This is a genomic window from Clostridium sp. Cult2 (assembly GCF_021655075.1).
Lineage (GTDB): Bacteria > Bacillota > Clostridia > Tissierellales > Tepidimicrobiaceae > Schnuerera.
Genome location: NZ_PPXX01000018.1, coordinates 1 through 20445 on the forward strand (window position 1 = coordinate 1; position 20445 = coordinate 20445).

Annotated in this window: 21 protein-coding genes; all 21 read right to left on the minus strand. The window is 29.6% G+C overall.

Features of this window, described 5'->3' with window-relative positions:
* Positions 1 to 102: 102 nt before the first annotated feature.
* The 21 genes from C3E90_RS02055 to rbfA all read right to left on the minus strand — a co-directional run bounded on the left by C3E90_RS02055 (position 103) and on the right by rbfA (position 20437).
* The gene (locus C3E90_RS02055; RefSeq protein ID WP_236913886.1) at positions 103 to 759 is read right to left on the minus strand and encodes an ATPase; all 657 of its coding nucleotides are present in this window, start codon (positions 757 to 759) and stop codon (positions 103 to 105) included.
* Positions 760 to 763: 4 nt separating this feature from the next.
* Complete coding sequence (locus C3E90_RS02060) at positions 764 to 1012, minus strand: hypothetical protein (protein WP_236913887.1); 249 nt, start codon at positions 1010 to 1012, stop codon at positions 764 to 766.
* 14 nt (positions 1013 to 1026) lie between these two features.
* Positions 1027 to 2469, minus strand: a complete 1443-nt coding sequence (locus tag C3E90_RS02065; protein ID WP_236913888.1) for an AAA family ATPase — start codon at positions 2467 to 2469, stop codon at positions 1027 to 1029.
* Between the two features lies 1 nt (position 2470).
* On the minus strand, positions 2471 to 3457 hold the full coding sequence (locus tag C3E90_RS02070) for a metallophosphoesterase family protein (RefSeq protein ID WP_236913889.1): 987 nt from the start codon (positions 3455 to 3457) through the stop codon (positions 2471 to 2473).
* A gap of 47 nt (positions 3458 to 3504) precedes the next feature.
* A complete protein-coding gene (gene recA, locus C3E90_RS02075; protein WP_236913890.1) occupies positions 3505 to 4548 on the minus strand; it encodes a recombinase RecA in 1044 nt (347 codons plus the stop codon).
* Positions 4549 to 4654: 106 nt separating this feature from the next.
* Complete coding sequence (locus C3E90_RS02080; protein ID WP_236913891.1) at positions 4655 to 5875, minus strand: competence/damage-inducible protein A; 1221 nt, start codon at positions 5873 to 5875, stop codon at positions 4655 to 4657.
* A gap of 14 nt (positions 5876 to 5889) precedes the next feature.
* Positions 5890 to 6435: a CDP-diacylglycerol--glycerol-3-phosphate 3-phosphatidyltransferase gene (gene pgsA / locus C3E90_RS02085; RefSeq protein WP_236913892.1), complete on the minus strand. Its 546-nt coding sequence runs from the start codon at positions 6433 to 6435 to the stop codon at positions 5890 to 5892.
* Positions 6432 to 7760, minus strand: coding sequence for a 30S ribosomal protein S12 methylthiotransferase RimO (rimO, locus tag C3E90_RS02090; protein ID WP_236913893.1), 1329 nt, complete (start codon positions 7758 to 7760; stop codon positions 6432 to 6434). Before rimO ends, pgsA begins: the two co-directional genes overlap by 4 nt.
* A gap of 3 nt (positions 7761 to 7763) precedes the next feature.
* Positions 7764 to 9902 carry a DNA translocase FtsK 4TM domain-containing protein gene (locus tag C3E90_RS02095; protein WP_442870551.1) on the minus strand — a complete coding sequence of 713 codons (2139 nt, stop codon included), beginning with the start codon at positions 9900 to 9902 and terminating at the stop codon, positions 7764 to 7766.
* A 50-nt stretch (positions 9903 to 9952) separates the two neighbouring features.
* The gene (gene uppP, locus C3E90_RS02100; protein ID WP_236913894.1) at positions 9953 to 10783 is read right to left on the minus strand and encodes an undecaprenyl-diphosphatase UppP; all 831 of its coding nucleotides are present in this window, start codon (positions 10781 to 10783) and stop codon (positions 9953 to 9955) included.
* Between the two features lie 60 nt (positions 10784 to 10843).
* A complete protein-coding gene (locus C3E90_RS02105; protein WP_236913936.1) occupies positions 10844 to 11491 on the minus strand; it encodes a ClpP family protease in 648 nt (215 codons plus the stop codon).
* Between the two features lie 185 nt (positions 11492 to 11676).
* Positions 11677 to 11916 (minus strand): YlmC/YmxH family sporulation protein, encoded by a 240-nt coding sequence (locus tag C3E90_RS02110; protein ID WP_236913895.1) that lies wholly within the window; start codon positions 11914 to 11916, stop codon positions 11677 to 11679.
* A 109-nt stretch (positions 11917 to 12025) separates the two neighbouring features.
* A complete protein-coding gene (dut, locus tag C3E90_RS02115; RefSeq protein WP_236913896.1) occupies positions 12026 to 12457 on the minus strand; it encodes a dUTP diphosphatase in 432 nt (143 codons plus the stop codon).
* A gap of 9 nt (positions 12458 to 12466) precedes the next feature.
* Entirely contained in the window at positions 12467 to 13741 is a 1275-nt protein-coding gene (locus C3E90_RS02120) for a M16 family metallopeptidase (RefSeq protein WP_236913897.1), read from the minus strand.
* A 28-nt stretch (positions 13742 to 13769) separates the two neighbouring features.
* Positions 13770 to 14477 carry a polysaccharide deacetylase family protein gene (locus tag C3E90_RS02125; RefSeq protein ID WP_236913898.1) on the minus strand — a complete coding sequence of 236 codons (708 nt, stop codon included), beginning with the start codon at positions 14475 to 14477 and terminating at the stop codon, positions 13770 to 13772.
* A 119-nt stretch (positions 14478 to 14596) separates the two neighbouring features.
* Positions 14597 to 16687 (minus strand): polyribonucleotide nucleotidyltransferase, encoded by a 2091-nt coding sequence (locus C3E90_RS02130; RefSeq protein WP_236913899.1) that lies wholly within the window; start codon positions 16685 to 16687, stop codon positions 14597 to 14599.
* Positions 16688 to 16866: 179 nt separating this feature from the next.
* Positions 16867 to 17130: a 30S ribosomal protein S15 gene (rpsO, locus tag C3E90_RS02135; RefSeq protein ID WP_272879038.1), complete on the minus strand. Its 264-nt coding sequence runs from the start codon at positions 17128 to 17130 to the stop codon at positions 16867 to 16869.
* 130 nt (positions 17131 to 17260) lie between these two features.
* Complete coding sequence (locus C3E90_RS02140; RefSeq protein ID WP_236913901.1) at positions 17261 to 18184, minus strand: bifunctional riboflavin kinase/FAD synthetase; 924 nt, start codon at positions 18182 to 18184, stop codon at positions 17261 to 17263.
* 10 nt (positions 18185 to 18194) lie between these two features.
* On the minus strand, positions 18195 to 19088 hold the full coding sequence (gene truB / locus C3E90_RS02145; protein ID WP_236913902.1) for a tRNA pseudouridine(55) synthase TruB: 894 nt from the start codon (positions 19086 to 19088) through the stop codon (positions 18195 to 18197).
* 4 nt (positions 19089 to 19092) lie between these two features.
* Positions 19093 to 20067 carry a DHH family phosphoesterase gene (locus C3E90_RS02150; RefSeq protein WP_236913903.1) on the minus strand — a complete coding sequence of 325 codons (975 nt, stop codon included), beginning with the start codon at positions 20065 to 20067 and terminating at the stop codon, positions 19093 to 19095.
* Positions 20060 to 20437, minus strand: coding sequence for a 30S ribosome-binding factor RbfA (rbfA, locus tag C3E90_RS02155; protein ID WP_236913904.1), 378 nt, complete (start codon positions 20435 to 20437; stop codon positions 20060 to 20062). Before rbfA ends, C3E90_RS02150 begins: the two co-directional genes overlap by 8 nt.
* Between the last annotated feature and the right edge of the window lie 8 nt (positions 20438 to 20445).

Consider the following 20445-nt stretch of genomic DNA (forward strand, 5'->3'; position numbering starts at 1 on the left):
AAATGCAATACTCATCAATAGTTTTTCATTCTAAAAATGACACTTTCATTGAATAAAATTAAGTTCTTTTATATGACATTTTCACTGACTATTGACAGGGTATTAATTAGGAGTTATCTTCTCTACCTGACTTTCTGTTCCTTTCATACTAACTCTATATGCATTAGTACCAATTGAAGATAAATGATTGTTATGCGTTACCATAATGATTTGTCTATTAAACATCTCTGATGTTCTTTTAAGAAAATCTGCTACATTGAAAATATAGTCTTCACTTACATGTTTAGCAGGTTCATCTAAAATAAGTGGTCCTTCTATTTTGGGCTTATGGACTTGAAGAAAAGCTATACGCAAGGCTAATGATATTATATCTACAATTCCTCCACCTCGAGATAGTTCAGGTTTAGTTTTAATTATAGTATTATCTGCCCTAGTAATCACAAAAAATTCAGCGCTAGGTTTTCCATATGATTCTTCAATTTCTATTTCAAACTCTACATTACTATCAAATATGTATTGTAAGCAGTTAGTTACTAAGGATTCAATTTGAACTTTTGCTTGATTTCTAGCAAATTCAGAAGTTCTTTGTAGGAGTAGACTTACTTTCTCAATTAAATCAATCTCTGATTGAATATTATTTATTAAATCACTATTAGCTTTTATCTGTTCTAATATCTTCTCCTTTTTACCTAGCTCTTTAGAAATATATGAATCGACTTTAGATATATAACTATCTAAAGCTTCTAAACTATCAATCATTGTATCACTTCTTTTCTAAAATATCTTTTGGAAGCAATCTATTTGCTTCCTTAAACATTTCATCAATTTCTGATATTAGTTTTTTAATTTCTTCTTCTAAATCTTCAGGATTTACCCCTAGTTCTTTTAATTCTTTAATTATTTCTTGTTGTTGATTATTGAGCTGTTCTAGTCTTGCTTCAGCCCTATATTTTAAACTTTTAGCTTTTTCAAGATTATCTCGTAAATCATTAAGTTCCTTTTCATAATCCATTGGTTCTTTTCCTCCTATCTGTAATTATTTATGATTTCATCAATTCGAAGTTCATCTATATTACTAAAACACAGAGGACATACTTTCAATTTAGCTAAAATGACTTTATATTGTTTCAATTGAATATCTATCTCTTTATCTATTTGCAATATCCTTTTCTCAATTTCAGACTTTCCTATTATGATTGTATCATACTTCTTATTATAATCTATCAATTTCTTCAAATGTTTATTTTTTAATTCCAATGAATTCCTCATATCTAGTACAGAATCAATTTCAGACAATTTTTCAGTATATATTTTACCTATAGAAAGGCTTTTATTCGTATTATCTAATCTATTTTTTAAATCTATTAATTTAGTAATCTTCAAATAGTGCTTTTCAATAAAAGCAATGTTTTTTTCTACTTGATTAATTTCCTTTAAAGATTCCATTACTCTTCTATTTTTTAATATAGAATCATTAACCCGCTTATAATCTTTTTTAATTTTATTCAATTTAGTTGCACGGCTTAAAGAGACACTTACTACATTAACCATTTCTTTCATTCTATCAATGTTTTTTAAAGAAATAAGCAGATTTTCATTATATCCAATATCATAATTGATTTTTTTTAATCTATTATTTCTATTATATATATAGTAAAAATTATTGATATTATTAGTCAATTCTTTCTCAATATCTGTAATCCTGTTTATATTCCCTAATTTGTTTAAATACTCTTTTAGCAATAAAACTTCCTCATTAATTGTATTTAATGCTTTTGACAATTGGTCTAATTTCATTAGTTTTTGTTGACTATTATAAATATGATTCTTTATATTCTTTAACCGTTCAATTTTTCCCATTAAATCATCTAGATAATCATATTCAGTCAAACTTTTTTCCAGATTTTCTAAAATTTCTTCATGATTTCTTCTCTTAATATTTAAATTTCTAATATCTTTTAATGTATCTTTTAAGGCATCATCTATTATATGAACTCCCACTAACCTACCGATAGCGTTAGCTCTAGTGGCATTTTTTTCAGAAAGCAAAAACGGTCCATCTAATTGTTCACCAATATTTATTGAATTAGATTGGTTGCTATCTAACATTATCTTTCTCATTGAAGTTCTATCTATTATCTCTTCAGGAACTTTTGTGCCAAAACCTTCAAATATTAATTCTTCTCCTTCATTATCATATAGATAATAAGCGTTCTTAGTTTTACTTCTATATCTCTTTATTTTAGTTCCGTCATTAAAAATCACTGTAACACTACATTCATTTTCTCCTTCTCTGATAAAATAATCTCCGGAAGGCTCATTAAATAGAGCCCATTTCAAACCTCTAATTATGGCAGTTTTGCCATGATCGGATGGTCCTACTATAACATTCAAGTATTCATCTAGTTCAATCTCTGTATATCTATGAGATTGAAAGTTTTCCAGGATTATTTTCTTTATATATTTCATATTAAAACTCATCTCCTAAATTTTTCATTTGGGAATGAGATATCCGTTTGAGAGCTTCTAACTTTACTTCTTCACATACTCCTTCAGTATTGGAAACCTCCATTAATATTTCATTTATTTCTAATTTTTCAAAATTCACAGCTGCATCTATAGATTGTTTGAATTCAAACAATCTTTCACTTTTGAAAATATGGTTTTCAATTTCCTCTCTATCTAACACTTCTTCCCCTTCAGAAGCAGCCTTTAATTCTATAAGCTCAACATTAATTGAACTTTCTAAATCTATTATTGCAATTTTGGGCATTCTCTCTATTTCAGCTAAACTATTAGTAACTCTTATTAGGCTTCCTGGATTAATAAAATACTTATCATCTACTTTTATAATGCCATAGCCAGTATGGTAGTGTCCTGACAAAGTAATATGTGCTTTAGTATCCTTAATATGATCAATTAAAGTATATGGAATTCCTTTTATGAAAGGTCTGTTTAATAACATACCATGAACCATATGAATTGCATAATCTACATCTTCTGAAATATCTTTTATTATATAATCAGATATATTTGATGGATTATCAATATTATAGGTATAAGGTTGACCAGTTAATTGTACCTTGATACCATTTTTATTTAAGTATATGATTTCGTTTCTATTAATTATTCTAACAACTTTTAAAGTATCTAAAAGTCCCAACATAGTTCTATTTATGGTACTTGGATTATGACCATAAATATCATGATTACCACAAACAATAAATATGGGAACTTTAAATTCATTTAATATTGAAGCAAAATTTGCTACAATGGAAACAGAGATATCTGGCCTATCAAACAAATCCCCTCCATGTAGTACATAATCAATATCATAATCTTCTATTATTTTAGCTATTTCCTTAAATTTTTTTTCTAACGTCTCCGGAAGATTATCCTTCCTGTTTTTTGGTGTTGTGCCTCTAATGTGAGTATCTGTTATAAAAAGTAATCTCAATATATATAACACTCCTTATAAATAAACCTCCTAATTAGGAGGTTTATTTAATTTTTCTTGGTTTTTTCTTTGTCATCATTATTATCTTTTTCGTCTGAAACTAAACCAAAATTTTCCCTTATCTTCTTTTCAATTTCCAATGTAATATTAGGATTTTCTCTTAAAAAATCTTTAGCATTCTCTCTACCTTGTCCAAGCCTATGTTCCCCATAACTATACCAAGAACCAGATTTATTAATAATTTCTGCCACAACTCCAGTATCCAAAATATTACCCTCTTTAGATATACCTAAACCATACATAATATCAAATTCTGCTTGTTTAAAAGGAGGAGCTACCTTGTTTTTAACCACCCTAACCCTTGTCCTATTACCTATAACGCTATCCCCTTGTTTTATAGAATCAATTCTTCTTACATCTAAACGTATACTAGAATAGAATTTTAAAGCTCTACCTCCAGTAGTAGTTTCGGGATTTCCAAACATAACACCCACTTTTTCTCTCAACTGATTAATAAAAATTACAGTAGTATTAGATTTGTTTATTGCTCCTGCTAATTTTCTTAGAGCTTGGGACATTAATCTTGCCTGTAAGCCTACATGACTATCTCCCATCTCTCCTTCTATTTCAGCTTTTGGTACTAATGCAGCAACTGAATCTACCACCACGATATCAACTGCCCCACTTCTTACCAAAGCTTCCGTTATTTCTAGTCCTTGCTCTCCAGTGTCAGGTTGTGATACTATAAGATTTTCAACATCTACGCCTAAATTTTTTGCATAGTTTGGGTCTAAAGCATGTTCAGCATCAATGAAAGCTGCTATACCCTCATTCTTTTGTGCTTCTGCAATTATGTGTAACGCAACAGTAGTTTTCCCTGAAGATTCTGGTCCATATATTTCAACAATTCTACCCCTGGGAACCCCTCCTATACCCAATGCAATGTCCAAATCTAAAGAGCCCGTTGGTATAACTTCCATCTTAACAATTTCCGTATCACCTAATCTCATTATTGAACCTTTACCAAATTGTTTTTCTATTTGGTTGATGGCTACATCTAAAGCTTTCTTCTTCTCATTATTATTGGTCATATTTTTCCAGTTAAACTGGATTCACCACCCTTCACATATTGGAACATAAGTTCTACAATAATTGTACAATAAATTCCCCTTTTAGTCAATCAATAAATTTTATTGCTTATAAAAATCTTCTTAACTCATCAAAGGCTTTTAATGCAGCCCTATTTTGAATAGACTTCCTATCTCCATTAAAAATAGATTTAATAGAATAAGAATTATTATTTGTAGCAATTCCTATAAAAACAAGCCCTACTGGTTTTGATTTAGTTCCACCTGTAGGTCCAGCTATACCTGTTGTAGATAATGTTATATCTACTCCAGTTTTTTTGAGAAGTCCTTTTGCCATTTCAATAGCTACTTGTTCGCTTACAGCTCCATATTTATCCAATGTACTTTTGCTAACGCCTAATTCGTCCATTTTTGATTCAATACTATATGTAACAAGTCCCCTTTCAAAAACTTCTGAAGCTCCTGGAACTCGAGTAAATCTAGCAGATACGAGACCTCCAGTACATGATTCACAAAAGGCAATCTTCATATGGTTTCTTTTTAGCTTTTTAAATACTACTTCTTCTATGGTCTCATCCTCATAACTATATATATATTCAGATATTCTATTATCAATTTTTTTAACCATTTCATCTAACAATATATTAACTTTTTCTTCTTCATTGCCTTTAGCAACAATTTTAATATCCACTTGTCCTTCTTTTGCATAGGTGGCCAATGATGGATTTTGTTGATTTTTAATTATATCAATTAAGAGCGTTTCTAAAGTAGATTCTCCTATACCAATGGTATTAATGGTTTTTATTTTAATTGTAAAATTCTGCCTAATTAGTGGGATTACATACTTATTAAACATCAATTCCATTTCTTTAGGAGGTCCTGGTAATAATACTAATATTTTCTCTTTCCATTCAATGTATATTCCAGGAGCAGTACCAATTTCATTGATTAAAAATTTTGCACCTTTAGGTAAATAAGCTTGTTTTATATTGTTAGAAGACATAAATCTATTAGTCTTATCAAAATAATCTTTAATACTATCCTCCATGTTTTTATTCAACTCTAAATTAAGACCTAAAGTTTTACTAATAACTTCTTTTGTCATATCATCAGCTGTAGGACCTAATCCACCAGTAAATATTAATAGGTCTGATCTATTCAAACCGATTTTTACTACTTCCTCCAATAACTTTGGATTATCTGTTACTGAAGTATGATATAACACATCAATACCAATTTCCCATAACTTTTTAGATAGATAGTAGGTGTTTGTGTTAAGTGTACTTCCTAATATTATCTCTGTTCCTACTGAAATTATTTCAGCATTCATTCTGTTCACCTCAGCTATTTTTTACTAGTCGTTAAAACATGTTTATTCTTATATAAATAATCTACTCCAGATAGAACTGTAAAAAACAATGAAATATATAGCATAATTATATCAAATGGAAAATTGATTAGTTTAAATGGATAATTATCTATCAACAGGCTAATTATGGCAACTAATTGTGTAATTGTCTTAATTTTACCTAAGGAGCTAGCTGCTATAGTTATTCCTTCTGAAGCAGCAATAATTCTAAAACCAGTAATAGTAAATTCTCTGGCAATGATTATTACAACAATCCAAGCAGGTACTTTGCCAAGTTGTACCATAGATATTAGAGCTGTAGAAACCAATAATTTATCTGCTAATGGATCAATGAATTTACCAAAAGTGGTAACCTGTTCTCTACTTCTAGCAATATATCCGTCTAATCCATCAGTTGCAGCAGCTATAGCAAATATTATAGCAGCAATATAAGTGCTATTGTTAAAATCAGAAAATAATACTATCATAAACAAAGGAATCATAAGTACCCTTATTAGGGTTATTTTATTTGCTAAATTCATAGAACAATCTCTCCAATCAAATCATATTCTAAACTATCAGTAATCAATACATTAACAAACTGTCCTAATTTAAGGGTTTCATTGGATTTAATATATACGATACCATCTATATCAGGACTATCTATATAGGTCCTTCCTATATATAATCCTTTTTCATAAATATCTTCTATTATTGCCTCATAATTTTTTCCAACCCTTTTCTTGTTTAATGAATAAGATATATTTTGCTGTAACTCCATTATCCTATCCCTTCTATTTTCTTTAGTTTTTTTATCTACTTGATGGCTAAATTTACTGGCTGGAGTTCCCTCTTCTCTTGAATAAGTGAATATCCCTAATTTATCAAATCTTATATCTTCAATAAAGTTATATAGCTCATTAAAATTTTCATTAGTTTCTCCAGGAAACCCTACAATAAAAGTTGTTCTTAATATAATGTTTGGGATTTCACTTCGTAATGTTGATAGTAAGTTTTTTATTTCTTCTTTTGAAGTTTTTCTGTTCATCCTTTTTAATATATTATTGTTTACATGTTGTAAAGGAATGTCTAAATATTTTACCACTTTTTCATTGCTTTTAATTGAGGAGATTAAATTGGATGAAATATTATCTGGATATAAATAAAGCAATCTAATCCATTTTAATTTTTCAATCCTGTTTAAATTATCTAGTAATTCATTTAACTTATATTCTCCATATAAATCTATACCATAGTCAGTAGTATTTTGTCCTATTAGAATAATTTCTCTTACACCATTCATAGCTAAATATTCAACTTCTCTTATAATATCTTCCATTTTTCTACTTCTGTGTTTACCTCTTAATTTAGGTATAATACAGTAGGTGCAATGGTTATCACAGCCTTCAGATATTTTTACATACTCTGTAGGTCTAAAACTCTGTCTCTGGATTTCTTCTAAGTAGCCTTCATCAATGTTTTCAGTCAGCTTAATCTTATTTTCTCCTTTTTCTATTTCATTAATTAATTTAATGATATCCTTTATATTACCTGTTCCAATTATTCCATCTATTTCATCTATTTCTTCCATAAGTTCATTAGAATATCTTTCTGATAAACATCCAGCTAATATTAAATATTTACATCTACCTTCTTTTTTATATCTAGTTGTTTCCCATATAACTTCTATTGATTCTTCTTTAGCAGCCTCTATGAATCCACAAGTATTTATAATAATTACTTCTGCTTCTTCTAATGAATTTGTTATTTTATATTTGTTGTTCTTTAAAATTCCCATCATTAACTCTGAATCTATTTCATTTTTGGAACAACCTAATGTTATTATTGAAACAATCTTTTCATCCATAAATCATCTCTCCCCAAATAGAGAATCTACTTGTTCTCTTGATAAAAGTACCTTTCTTGGCTTACTTCCTTCATATCCGCCAACTATACCTAATTCCTCCATTTCGTCCACAATTCTAGCAGCCCTTGCATATCCAATCCTTAACTTCCTTTGTAATAAAGAAATAGACGCCTGCCCTTCCCCAGTTACTAGATAAGCAGCCTCTGGCAATAATTCGTCTGCATCACCTAATACATTATCTAATTCTATTTCACTTTGTATGGTTTCAATTATTTCATCGTTATAATCTGTTAAGTTTTGGGCTTTTAAAAAGTTAACAACTCTTTCAACTTCTGCATCGCTAATAAAAGCCCCTTGGATACGTATTGGCTTTGATAGATGTGAAGGATAAAATAGCATATCTCCCTTTCCTAATAATTTCTCAGCACCAGACATGTCTAATATAGTTCTAGAGTCTACCTGGGATGATACAGCGAAAGAAATTCTCGAAGGTATGTTAGCCTTTATAGTGCCAGTAATAACGTCTACAGAAGGCCTTTGAGTTGCTACAATCAAATGCATTCCTGCCGCCCTTGCCATTTGCGCTAATCGGCAAATAAAATCCTCTATTTCTTGGGCTGCCACCATCATCAAATCTGCTAATTCGTCAATAATTATGACTATATTGGACAATTTTTCATCATTTTTGTTTTCAAATTTCTCATTATAAGCTTTAATATCTCTCACATTATTCTTAGCAAATAGTTTGTATCTTCTTTCCATCTCCTCAACTGCCCAACTAAGAGCAGAAGCAGCTTTCCTAGGTTCTGTAACTACAGGTATTAATAAGTGGGGTATTCCGTTATAAATACTCAGCTCCACTACTTTAGGATCAATAAGTAATAGCTTTACATCATCGGGGTGGGCCTTAAACAGTATACTCATAATAATTGTGTTTATACAAACACTTTTCCCTGAACCTGTTGCACCAGCAATCAAAAGATGAGGCATTTTGTCAATACTAGAAACAATTGGTTTACCAGATATATCCTTTCCTAGCAATAGAGGCAAACTACTATCTAAGGATATATACTCTTTGGATTGTAAAATATCTTTTAATCCTACATTATCCTTTATCCTATTAGGAACTTCAATTCCTACTGCTGCTTTACCAGGTATTGGTGCTTCAACTCTAATGTCTGATGTTGCCAAATTCAAGGACAAATCATCTGATAAATTGACAATCCTACTCACTTTAACACCTGGAGCAGGCTGTAATTCATAACAAGTAATGGAAGGACCTTTATTGATTTGAACAATAGTCGCTTCAATTCCAAAATTTTTCATAGTCTCTTCAATTTTCTTTGCATTGTTTAATATTTCTTTTTTGCTATAAGAATCTTGTTTTTTTTCAAAATCATTCAGTAATTCTAAAGGTGGTAATGTATAGTTTGCAATTACATTTCTACTACTACTGATTAATAGTTCATTATCAATTGTAGTATCATTTTTTATTTCTTTATTTTCCCTTTTAGTATGATCATGAATTATTATTTCTTCATTTATATTATCTATTCCTTTACCATTAGAAGTTTTTCTCTTAATATTGGTATCAACTTTTAAATCAGTAATTTTATTTTTTCTAAATTCAATTCTTTTTATGAAGTCTTTAATTCTTACTTCTGTAAAAAGTAATACGGATATTAAAATGATAAAGGCAATAATAATATATGAACCCACTGAACCAAATAGTTTTAAAAAAACAAATCCAAAGACTGTACCAATGAAACCTCCTCCTAAACCTTGTTTGCTTAACTCTACTGAATTAGCAATCTTTGAAGAAAGATTAACACCAGTTTTAGTTCTAATATCAATTAAAGTCAAAAAACAAAAAAACAAAATCAGTAGATAAATAGATTTTATATCCTTTTCTATATCAAATCTATTAATTATAAACAACAATCCTATAGCAATGATAATTAATGGAAATATGTACCCTCCAAAACCCATAAGAGTAAAAAATACGCTTCGTAAAAATACTCCAATAATACCTGTTTTGTCACTAATTAAGCTAATTGACGATAGAATTCCAAAAGAAATAATTATAATACCAATTATTTCCCTAGAGATTTCCATGTTTTTTCTTTTCTTCTTTTTACTCAAGAAGATCACCACCTCTTGAACAAGTTTTATATTAAGTATAAATATCCTATCTATTTAAAGAAGGATAATACTATTGTTATCAATCCAACTACCCATAAATAGTAAGAAAAATAATGTAGTTTGTCTTTTTTAAGCATTTTTATCAATATCTTTATTGCTAAGACTCCCACTATAGTTGACAATAGAACACCTACTAATAAAGGTATAGTAAAGGCTACTTGGCTATCCTTTTTTAAAACTTCTCTAATTCCTAATACGCCAGCACCAAAAGTTGCAGGCAAAGCCAATAAAAATGAAAATTCTGTTGCTAAAGATCTATTCAATCCCCTTAATAATCCACCAACAATGGTAGAGCCAGATCTAGATATACCTGGTATTATGGCTATACCTTGAAAAGTACCTATAATTAGCCCATCTATAAATGTCATATTCTTAACCCTTTTATTCTCATAACTTCTCTTATTTGCAACCCACAATAAAAGACCAGTCACAATAAAAGCTATTCCTATTGGAAGCATAGAAGATGAATAGAGCTTTTCAAAAAAATCTTCAAATGCTAGTCCAATTATGGCAGTAGGTATACTACCAACTATTATAAGCACGCCTAATTTTTGATAATCATTTCTTATCTTAAACCTTCTATCGATTATCCAATTTTTTATCATTTTTATAAATTCAACAATTATCTTTATTATATCATTAAAATAAACAATTACTATAGATAACAAAGTGCCAAAATGAAGCATTTCAGCAAAAAAAAGATTTCCTTCTTTTATACCAAAAATATTCTGCAATATTACCAAATGACCAGAGCTACTAATAGGTAAGAATTCAGCAATTCCCTGAAACACTCCTAGTATAATAGCTTGAATTAATGTCAATTCAATTCCCCCTTTTATTTCATATTCTCATGTTATTATAGCACAATTCAAATTGTTATACTATGGATTTTTCATATGAATCATTTCATTAAGCTTCTCTAGTGCTTGGCTAAATCCACCTACCTCATCTATTAAACCAATATCAACAGTATCCTTTCCAATAAGTATTGTGCCTACATCATTAGCTAATTCATCGGTAGAATACATCAACTCTCTCAAGGTATCTTTATCAATATTAGACGTTCTTAGAATAAAATTTATAATTCTTTTCTGCATCTTTTCAAAATATCTAAAGGTCTGTGGTACACCGATGACTAATCCTGTTGTTCGAATTGGGTGAATTGTCATAGCAGCTGAAGGTACAATAAAAGAATAGTCTGAAGCAGTAGCTAATGGTACACCAATGCTATGGCCTCCCCCTAAGACTAAAGATACTTTTGGTTTATCAATACTATATATCATCTCCGCTAGGGCTAATCCAGCTTCCACATCTCCACCTACAGTATTTAAAATAATAAAAACACCTTCAATCTTAGGGTCTTGCTTAGCAGCTATTAACATAGGTATTAAATGTTCATATTTTGTTGTCTTTTTATCGGAAGGAGATATATTATGTCCTTCTATTTCACCTATTATAGATAAAAATTGTATATTATTTTCAAAATTTGGTGCTTTAGGTGTACCTAACTCTTTTACATTTTCAATCATATCTTCATTTTTATCTGGAACAGTATCTTTACTCACTCTATAACCTCCATTGTATTAATTATATCTAGTATTATAGTTTTTACTTTTCCTATTATAATATGCCTAAATAGGAAAAATTAAATATTAAACCTGATTCTTAGAATCAGGTTGTCTTTTAATAGTATCTTTAGATTACTCTATTTATTTTACAATTCCACTATAATCATATCGTTACCAATCTTTCTAATGGTATTCCAGGGTATTTCGATGGATGAATTCTCTCCAAATAATCTAAATTGAAGTTTTTTTTCAGGTACTAGCAAGGTAAGTATTTTCCCTGTATTTTTGTCTACAACAATATCTGAATCAGCAATTATACCTAAACGTTGACCATTATTTAAATTAATTATTTCTTTTCCACCTAATTCACTGAGCATTATTGTCATCTTACCATCTCCTTTTATTTCATATTATATTTTATGTGATATAAATAATAATATGCTTTATCATTTATGATAAGGTTAACTATGATATTCTATAATATAAAAGGGTATATTAATACCCTGTATGTCCAAAACCTCCTTCCCCTCTATCTGTAGAATCTAAAGTTGAAACTTCCATTAACTCAGCTCTTTCATATTTTACAAACACCATTTGAGCAATCCTATCTCCTCTTTTGATTATATAATCATCATTACTTAAATTAATCAATATTACTCCTATTTCTCCTCTGTAATCACTATCTATGGTACCAATTCCATTTGCTAATGAAATGCCATGCTTCAAAGCTAGCCCACTTCTAGCCCGTATTTGAGCTTCATAACCTTTAGGGATGGAAATAAATAAGCCTGTGGATACTAAAACTCTTTCTAATGGTTTGATTAGTATAGGTTCATCGATATTAGCATGTAAATCCATACCAGCTGAACCAACAGTTTTGTAATTAGGAAGAGGAAAAGAACTTTTATTTACTACTTTAATTACCATAATATCACCTCAGCTAAAAAATATTTCTTTTAATTGATTATCAATCCTTTCACAGTCAAAAATTTTCCCAACATAAGCTATATTATATTTGGTTTGGTCAAAAATTTTATCAACTATCCTTTTAATATCTTCCATTTTAACATTATCAATTTTTTCTAAAACTTCTTTTGGAGATAATATCTTACCTAATAACAATTCAGATTTTCCTATATCAAACATCCTGCTAAAAGTACCTTCCATACCTAGTATATAATTGCCCTTTAATTGCTCTTTAGATTTTATCAACTCATCCTCAGTAATTAAATTAATTTTTAAATCTTTAATATTCTTATTTATTAGTTGGGCTACATTAATAATCTGATTCACTCCTAAACCAGCATATATGGTAAATGCTCCTATATCCTGAAAGGATGTAGGATGAGAATATACGGAATATACTAAGCCCTTTTCTTCTCTAATGTTCTGAAATAACCTAGAACTCATACTCCCACCAAATACATTATTCATGACCAATAGTGGATATATATCATCAGACCCTCTTTTAACCCCTTCCATTCCTATGCAAAAATTTAACTGCTCAATATCTTTTACTTGACAGCCCATCTTCTGTTTAATATTTGGAAGACTATTGTTTATTGAATTATTTGTGTAACCCATAGAACCATTGGCAAAATCATTGTTTAATATCTTTAAAGTATCCTTATCATCAAAATTCCCAACAATTGAAATAACCATATTTTCTGGTATATAGTTGTTATGAAAATATTTTAATATAGACTCTCTATCTAGATTATTAATGGTTCCGTAAGAACCTAAAATAGGCAATGCTAATGGAGTATCTTCAAACATTAGCTCGTTTAATAGATCATAAACTAAATCTTCTGGTGAATCCAAATACATCTTTATTTCCTCCAAGATTACTCCCTTTTCCTTTTCAATATCCTTTTCATCGAATATTGAATTATTAAACATATCAGATAGAAGATTTATTGCAATTGGCAAATGCTTATCCAATACTTTAACATAAAAACAAGTATATTCAGTACTTGTAAAAGCATTTATTTGACCACCAATATTATCAATTAATGTAGCTATATCTTTAGCGGTTCTATTTTTTGTACCTTTAAATAGCATATGTTCAATAAAATGGGATATCCCATTTACATGCTTGTCCTCCTTCATAATACCATTTTCCACCAATATTCCAATGGAAACTGAATTAACATAAGGGATTTTCTCCATCACAACTCGAATCCCATTATCAAGTTTATCCTTTAAGTACATTTTTGTCCTCCTAAATCCTTATATAATTTTATTTGATTACATCGCTAATCTTACCGATTTTATACCCATTATCAAATAGATAAGATATAATTTCTGGTAAAGAATTAACCGTTTCTTCTGTTGGATGCATTAATACAATAGCTGAATCATGGATTTTACTAATTACTCTATTTATTATTTTTTCTTTAGTACTATCTTCTCTCCAATCAATGGTATCAATACTCCACATTATTATATCATAATTTAAATCTTTTGCTGCTTTTATAGTATTATCATTATAAGCTCCCGATGGAGGTGCAAAGTATACAGGTTCATAGTTTAAAATATTATATATAATATTATGAGCTTTCAAAATTTCTTCCTTGTTACTTTCATAATTTAATTTGTCATAATCTATATGCTTATATCCATGATTGCCTATCTGATGGCCTGCTTCATAAATATCTTTTAATAATTCTGGATTTTTTTGAGCCCAAGTACCCGTTACAAAAAAGGTAATATTTATATTATGCTTAGAAAAAGTTTCCAACATGGGTTGAATATATTCATTACCCCAGTCTACATTACAAGCAAAAGATACAATCTTATCATCTACATTACCTTTATAATATATATCCATCTTAAACGTTTCATCTATCCTGTTATATAAAGAAAAATAAATTGCTACTACTATTAGTATAAAAATAATTCCTACTATTGTGTAGATAGTTTTTTTGTTCACAATTAATATTCTCATATTTATCCCTCCAAATATTCTTATATCATTATTTATATTCAGAGGAATGGTAAATTATATTATATAAATTAAAAACATGAACCTTAATCGGGTTCATGCATTTAGTACCAATGTAAATTCTATTCTTTTTCTTCTTTTGGTAAAGCTGCTTTCCTTGATAAATTAATTCTCCCTTGATTGTCTATATCTATTACTTTAACTAATACTTGATCTCCATTTGACAGTACATCTTCAACCTTATTTATCCTTTCATTGGCTATATTTGAAATGTGGAGTAGTCCTTCTTTGCCATTAATTATCTCTACAAAAGCACCAAAAGGTACTATTTTTACTACTTTCCCCATATATATATCTCCAATTTCTACATCTTTCACAATTTCTTCAATTATTTTCATAGCCTTTTTCCCATTTTCCATATTATCTGAAGCTATAGATACTTTACCATCATCATCTATATCAATTTTCACACCAGTTTCATCTATTATCTTGTTAATCATCTTACCTCCCGGGCCAATAATATCCCTTATTTTATCTGGATCAACTTGCATGGTAATAATCCTTGGAGCATAAGGGGATAATTCTTTCCTAGGCTTTGAAATGGCTTCATTCATCTTACCAAGTATAAACAATCTTCCATCTCTGGCTCTTTTTAAAGCTTCAGTCAATATAGTTCTATCAATACCCGATATTTTTATGTCCATTTGGATTGCAGTTACTCCTTTTTCAGTTCCTGCAACTTTAAAATCCATATCACCTAAATGGTCCTCCATACCTTGGATATCAGATAAAATAGCTACTTTATCTTCTGACTTAATTAATCCCATTGCAATTCCTGCTACTGATGCCTTAATTGGAACTCCTGCATCTAATAAAGCTAAAGTACTACCACATACACTAGCTTGAGAACTAGAGCCATTTGAACTAAGCACTTCAGATACTAATCTTATGGTGTATGGGAACTCTTCTACTAATGGTATTACTGGTTCTAATGCTCTTTCAGCCAATGCACCATGCCCTACTTCACGTCTTCCTGGTCCTCTTAAAACCCTAGTATCCCCAACTGAATAAGGTGGAAAATTATAATGATGCATATACCTTTTTGATTCTTCTTCACTAATTCCATCGATAATTTGAACATCGCTAGAGGCTCCTAAAGTTGCAACAGTTAATACTTGAGTTTGACCTCTTTTAAATAATCCAGAACCATGGGTTCTAGGTAATAAACCAACCTCACAGGTTATAGGACGAATTTCATCCACTTTCCTATTATCAGGTCTAGTTCCTTCTTCTAAAATTAGTCTTCTAACTTCTTCTTTTACTATTTCTTCTAACACTTCAACAACATCTTTTTCATTCTCCGGATATTGCTCAACAAAATTCTCTACTGTTTCCCCTATTACTTCATCAATTTTTTCCTCTCTATCCTGTTTTTCAAAAGTCTGAATAGCCTCAATTAGTTTATTTGTTGCGTATTCTCTAACTTCTTTTTCAATATTAATATCTGGTTTAAATACTACAATTTCTTGTTTTTCCTTTCCTATTTCTTCTTGAATACTTTCAATAAATATGCATAATTTTTTGATTTCTTCATGAGCAAACAGTATAGCTTCTAGCATAGTTTCTTCAGGTACCTCATTAGCCCCTGCTTCTACCATCATAATTGCATCCTTTGTTCCTGACACAACTAGATGAATATGGGATTTGTCTCTTTCTTCAGCTGTGGGATTTAAAACAAATTTACCATCAACTAATCCAACTAATACAGACGCTGTTGGACCATTAAATGGTATATCTGATATTGATAGGGCTATAGAAGAACCAATCATTCCAACTATATCTGGTGTACAATCTTGGTCAACAGATAACACAGTAGCAATAACTTGTACATCATTCCTATATCCATCTGGAAATAGTGGTCTAATAGGTCTATCTATTAACCTCGATGTTAGTATTGCTTTATCACTGGGTTTACCCTCCCTTTTAATAAATCCTCCAGGTATCTTACCTACTGAATATAACCTCTCTTCAAAATCAACGCTTAATGGAAAAAAATCTATTCCTTCTCTTGGTTCCTTAGATGCTGTAGCTGTAACTAATACCACCGTATCTCCATATTGGAGTAAACATGCTCCATTGGCTTGTTCAGCTACTTTTCCAATTGTAATAGAAAGATTTCTTCCAGCTAAATTATACTGAAACTGCCTTTCCATGTTCTACCTCCTTTTGATAATTTAACATATTCTTATTATAACCTTTTATTGATTAAAAACACTAAATACTAGAGTTAAGGTTAAAATTTATTTCAAAAAACTCATAAAAAATCCTTTTTTAATTGATTAGGTTATCTCCTAGTGATAAATCAATAGAGCGGGATAAATCCCCGCTCTAATTATCCTCTAATTCCTAATTTTTCAACTAAAGCACGATATCTTTCAATATCCTTTTTTTCTAAATATTTCAATAAACCTCTTCTTTGACCTATCATCTTAAACAAACCTCTTCTTGAATGATGATCTTTTTTATGTGTCTTAAGGTGCTCTGTTAAGGAATTAATTCTGTGACTTAATATTGCAATTTGAACTTCTGGTGAACCAGTATCCCCATCATGCAATTTATACTCTTCAATAATTTGAGCTTTTTGTTCTTTAGTCATTGTCATATATTTTACCTCCTCTAATTTTATTTTCACCATTAGCTAAGTAAATCGCCGAGGTACGAGAAACTTAGCTAAAGGTATTTATTTGTCAAACTAATATTATCATATATATTGCTAAATGTAAATATTATTGATGCTTTTTAACATATTCTACATCTTTTTCTATCTGTTCAATTAATTCTTGGACTGTATTAAACTTAATATCATCCCTAATAAAATCAACAAACTCTATTTTAATAATTTCCCCATATATATTTTCATCAAAATCCAAAATATAATTTTCAATCTTTAATTCATTTTCATTAAAAGTTGGATTATAACCTATATTGGTTAAACTCATATAATCTTTATTATCCAAAGTGGTTAGGGTCATATACACTCCACATTTAGGGATAACAAAATCATTTGCTAGTCTAATATTAGCAGTGGGATAACCCATTTTAGTTCCCCTACTTCTACCTTTAACGACCTTGCCAATAATTGAATAATATCGTCCAAGAAAATTATTTGCTTCTTTAATATCACCAGATTTAACTAGATTGCGGATTATTGTACTACTTGCAACTTGATTATTCAAATAAATAGGTTTAATAATATTAACTTCAAATCCTTTTTCTTTACCCAATTGCTTCAAATATTCACTATCTCCTGCTGCTTTATGCCCAAATCTGTAATCAAATCCAACTGTTACTAACTTTGCATTTAATTTATCGATTAGAATACTATTAACAAATTCTTCTGCTGACAACTTCATTATATCTTTATCAAAATTTATAGTATATATCAATTCGACGCCTAAGCTATCAAGTATGTCTAATTTTTGATTATAAAGGGTAATAATTTCTAGTTTTGATCTGTCTTTGTTTTTCAATATAGATTTAGTATGATTTTTAAATAATAAAACTGATGATTTAAAATCTCTTTTTTTTGCTTTTTCATTATTGTCTTTAATTAAATATTGATGACCAATATGAATTCCATCAAAATTCCCTAAAGCAATAGCAGTTTCATATCTCTTTTCCTTATAATTATTCAAATCTATAATTTCCATATTTATCACCTTATATAAGAACTTTATCTATTTTTATATTGGGCAAGTGATTTTTAATTATTATCCTCCCTATTCCAATAAAAATATTTTTACAATATATTTTAATTGGAATATTTGGTTCATAAGATTTTATCATGTCCCTTTCTAAAGGAATAATATTACCGTTAATTAAACCATTATAAAACTTATCTTCAACAACTAAAGAATCCAAATGGCTTATGCTTTCATCTATTGGACAAATTACCGATTTTAGCCCATCTCTATCTAGACTATTTAGATATTCAAAGCTATAGCTATCCTCTATACTAAAATCACCTACGCCAATTCTAATTAAATAAGACATATAACCATATGTACCCAAGAGTTCTCCTATATCATGGCATAAAGTCCTAATATAGGTGCCCCTAGAACATTTAACATAGAAAATAATCTTTTTATTATCCAATATATTATATATTTTTAAATCATATATAAAAATCTTTCTAGGAGGCCTCTCTACTATTATGCCTTCCCTAGCTAACTCATATAGCTTCTTTCCATCTCTTTTCAATGCAGAATACATAGGTGGTATTTGATTTATTTCTCCCCTAAATCTATCAAAAGCCTTATAGATATCAGCCTTGTTAACCTTTTTTGATGAATAGTTAATTACTTCACCGTCCATGTCCTGGGTATCAGTGGCTATACCAAGGGTTAATTCTCCAATATATTCCTTATCTACATCTAGTAAATATTCACTAATTCTAGTGCCTTTACCTATGCATAAAGGTAAAACTCCAGTAGCATTGGGGTCTAAAGTTCCTGTATGTCCAATTTTTTTTATGCCTAGAATTCTCCTCATTTTATATACTGCATCGTGGGAAGTAATTCCCCTTGGTTTAAATAAATTAATAGTTCCATTCATATAATCACCTAAAATTCGAGAAAATCTCTTCCAGTATCATTTCTTTTGCATTATAAATCTTTTCATAAATAGTACATCCAGCAGCCCTAACATGACCGCCACCGTTAAACTTGTTGCATATCTTCGATACATCGATTTGTTTTTTACTTCTCAAACTAACTTTGACTTCATTTTCATCAATCTCTTTTAATAGACAAGCCACCTCAATAGAGTCAATTTCTCTAATAAAAGATATGATTCCTTCTGTATCTTCCATTGTAGATTCATTAATTTTTAACATCTCTTGAGTTATAACAACAAGTCCAACTTTGCCTCCTAAAAAGGTTTCCATTTTTTTTAAGGAATCAATGAAAAGTCTAGTTCTAGCCATACTTCTATTTTGATAAAGGTTAATATTGATATTGTCAGCATCAATTCCAAGTTTTAATAATTCTGCAATAATTAGATGGGTTTTATAAGTAGTATTGCTGTAAATAAAACCACCTGTGTCTGTGCTAATTGCAGTATATAGGCATGTAGCAATATCTTTGTTAAAATCTACTTCCATTTTTTTTATTAATTCATATATTATTTCTCCCGTTGCAGCAGATGAAGGAGATACAATATTTATATCTCCAAAATTATTATTTGTAATGTGATGGTCAATATTTATAACCTTTTTAGCTTTTAAAGCAAATTCCTTTCCCAAGCCTAATCTATCTAAATCACTACTATCCAATGAAATCAATAGTTCTATGGATTCATCAAGACTATAGTCTTTAATCATATCTATACCAGGTAAAAATTCATAATCAGAAGGAATATTATCTACCTTTATTACTTTTACATTTCCTTTAAGTTTTTTAATGGCCATTGCTAAAGCCAAAGTAGACCCAATATTATCTCCATCAGGTTGCACATGAGAAACAATATATATATTATTGTATTTCTTTATCAATTTAACTGCTTCTACCATCAATATTTCTATTGGATTATTCATCCTTATCTCCTCTTTTGTTTTCATCTTCTCTGTTTACCTTTTCAATTAATTTAGAAATATAAAGGCTATGTTCTATAGATTCATCAAGATGAAAAATAGGTTCTGGTGCATGTCTTAAATCAATCCTATTGCCAATTTCTTTTCTAACAAAACCTTTAGCACTTTTTAGACCTTCTAAAGTGTCTTTTTTCACTTCTTCATCGCCTAATACACTAACATATATATTTGCATAACTTAAATCATTGGTCACTTGAACCTTTGTAACGCTTGTCATTGGACTTACCCTTGGATCTTTAATCTCTCTAGATATAAGTTCCGAAACTACTCTTCTAATCTCTTCTGAAATTCTATTTATTCTTTTTGTATTCATAAGGTTAC

What these genes read in the sequence shown, in the direction of transcription:
- C3E90_RS02150 (WP_236913903.1), bottom strand. Translation starts at nt 20,067, where the DNA reads ATGAATAATCCAATAGAAATATTGATGGTAGAAGCAGTTAAATTGATA.
- rpsO (WP_272879038.1), bottom strand. Translation starts at nt 17,130, where the DNA reads ATGACTAAAGAACAAAAAGCTCAAATTATTGAAGAGTATAAATTGCAT.
- rimO (WP_236913893.1), bottom strand. Translation starts at nt 7,760, where the DNA reads ATGGATGAAAAGATTGTTTCAATAATAACATTAGGTTGTTCCAAAAAT.
- rbfA (WP_236913904.1), bottom strand. Translation starts at nt 20,437, where the DNA reads ATGAATACAAAAAGAATAAATAGAATTTCAGAAGAGATTAGAAGAGTA.
- C3E90_RS02065 (WP_236913888.1), bottom strand. Translation starts at nt 2,469, where the DNA reads ATGAAATATATAAAGAAAATAATCCTGGAAAACTTTCAATCTCATAGA.
- C3E90_RS02120 (WP_236913897.1), bottom strand. Translation starts at nt 13,741, where the DNA reads ATGTACTTAAAGGATAAACTTGATAATGGGATTCGAGTTGTGATGGAG.
- C3E90_RS02130 (WP_236913899.1), bottom strand. Translation starts at nt 16,687, where the DNA reads ATGGAAAGGCAGTTTCAGTATAATTTAGCTGGAAGAAATCTTTCTATT.
- C3E90_RS02060 (WP_236913887.1), bottom strand. Translation starts at nt 1,012, where the DNA reads ATGGATTATGAAAAGGAACTTAATGATTTACGAGATAATCTTGAAAAA.
- C3E90_RS02055 (WP_236913886.1), bottom strand. Translation starts at nt 759, where the DNA reads ATGATTGATAGTTTAGAAGCTTTAGATAGTTATATATCTAAAGTCGAT.
- C3E90_RS02105 (WP_236913936.1), bottom strand. Translation starts at nt 11,491, where the DNA reads ATGATTGAAAATGTAAAAGAGTTAGGTACACCTAAAGCACCAAATTTT.
- C3E90_RS02140 (WP_236913901.1), bottom strand. Translation starts at nt 18,184, where the DNA reads ATGGAAATTATAGATTTGAATAATTATAAGGAAAAGAGATATGAAACT.
- recA (WP_236913890.1), bottom strand. Translation starts at nt 4,548, where the DNA reads ATGACCAATAATAATGAGAAGAAGAAAGCTTTAGATGTAGCCATCAAC.
- C3E90_RS02110 (WP_236913895.1), bottom strand. Translation starts at nt 11,916, where the DNA reads ATGACAATAATGCTCAGTGAATTAGGTGGAAAAGAAATAATTAATTTA.
- C3E90_RS02080 (WP_236913891.1), bottom strand. Translation starts at nt 5,875, where the DNA reads ATGAATGCTGAAATAATTTCAGTAGGAACAGAGATAATATTAGGAAGT.
- dut (WP_236913896.1), bottom strand. Translation starts at nt 12,457, where the DNA reads ATGGTAATTAAAGTAGTAAATAAAAGTTCTTTTCCTCTTCCTAATTAC.
- truB (WP_236913902.1), bottom strand. Translation starts at nt 19,088, where the DNA reads ATGAATGGAACTATTAATTTATTTAAACCAAGGGGAATTACTTCCCAC.
- C3E90_RS02125 (WP_236913898.1), bottom strand. Translation starts at nt 14,477, where the DNA reads ATGAGAATATTAATTGTGAACAAAAAAACTATCTACACAATAGTAGGA.
- pgsA (WP_236913892.1), bottom strand. Translation starts at nt 6,435, where the DNA reads ATGAATTTAGCAAATAAAATAACCCTAATAAGGGTACTTATGATTCCT.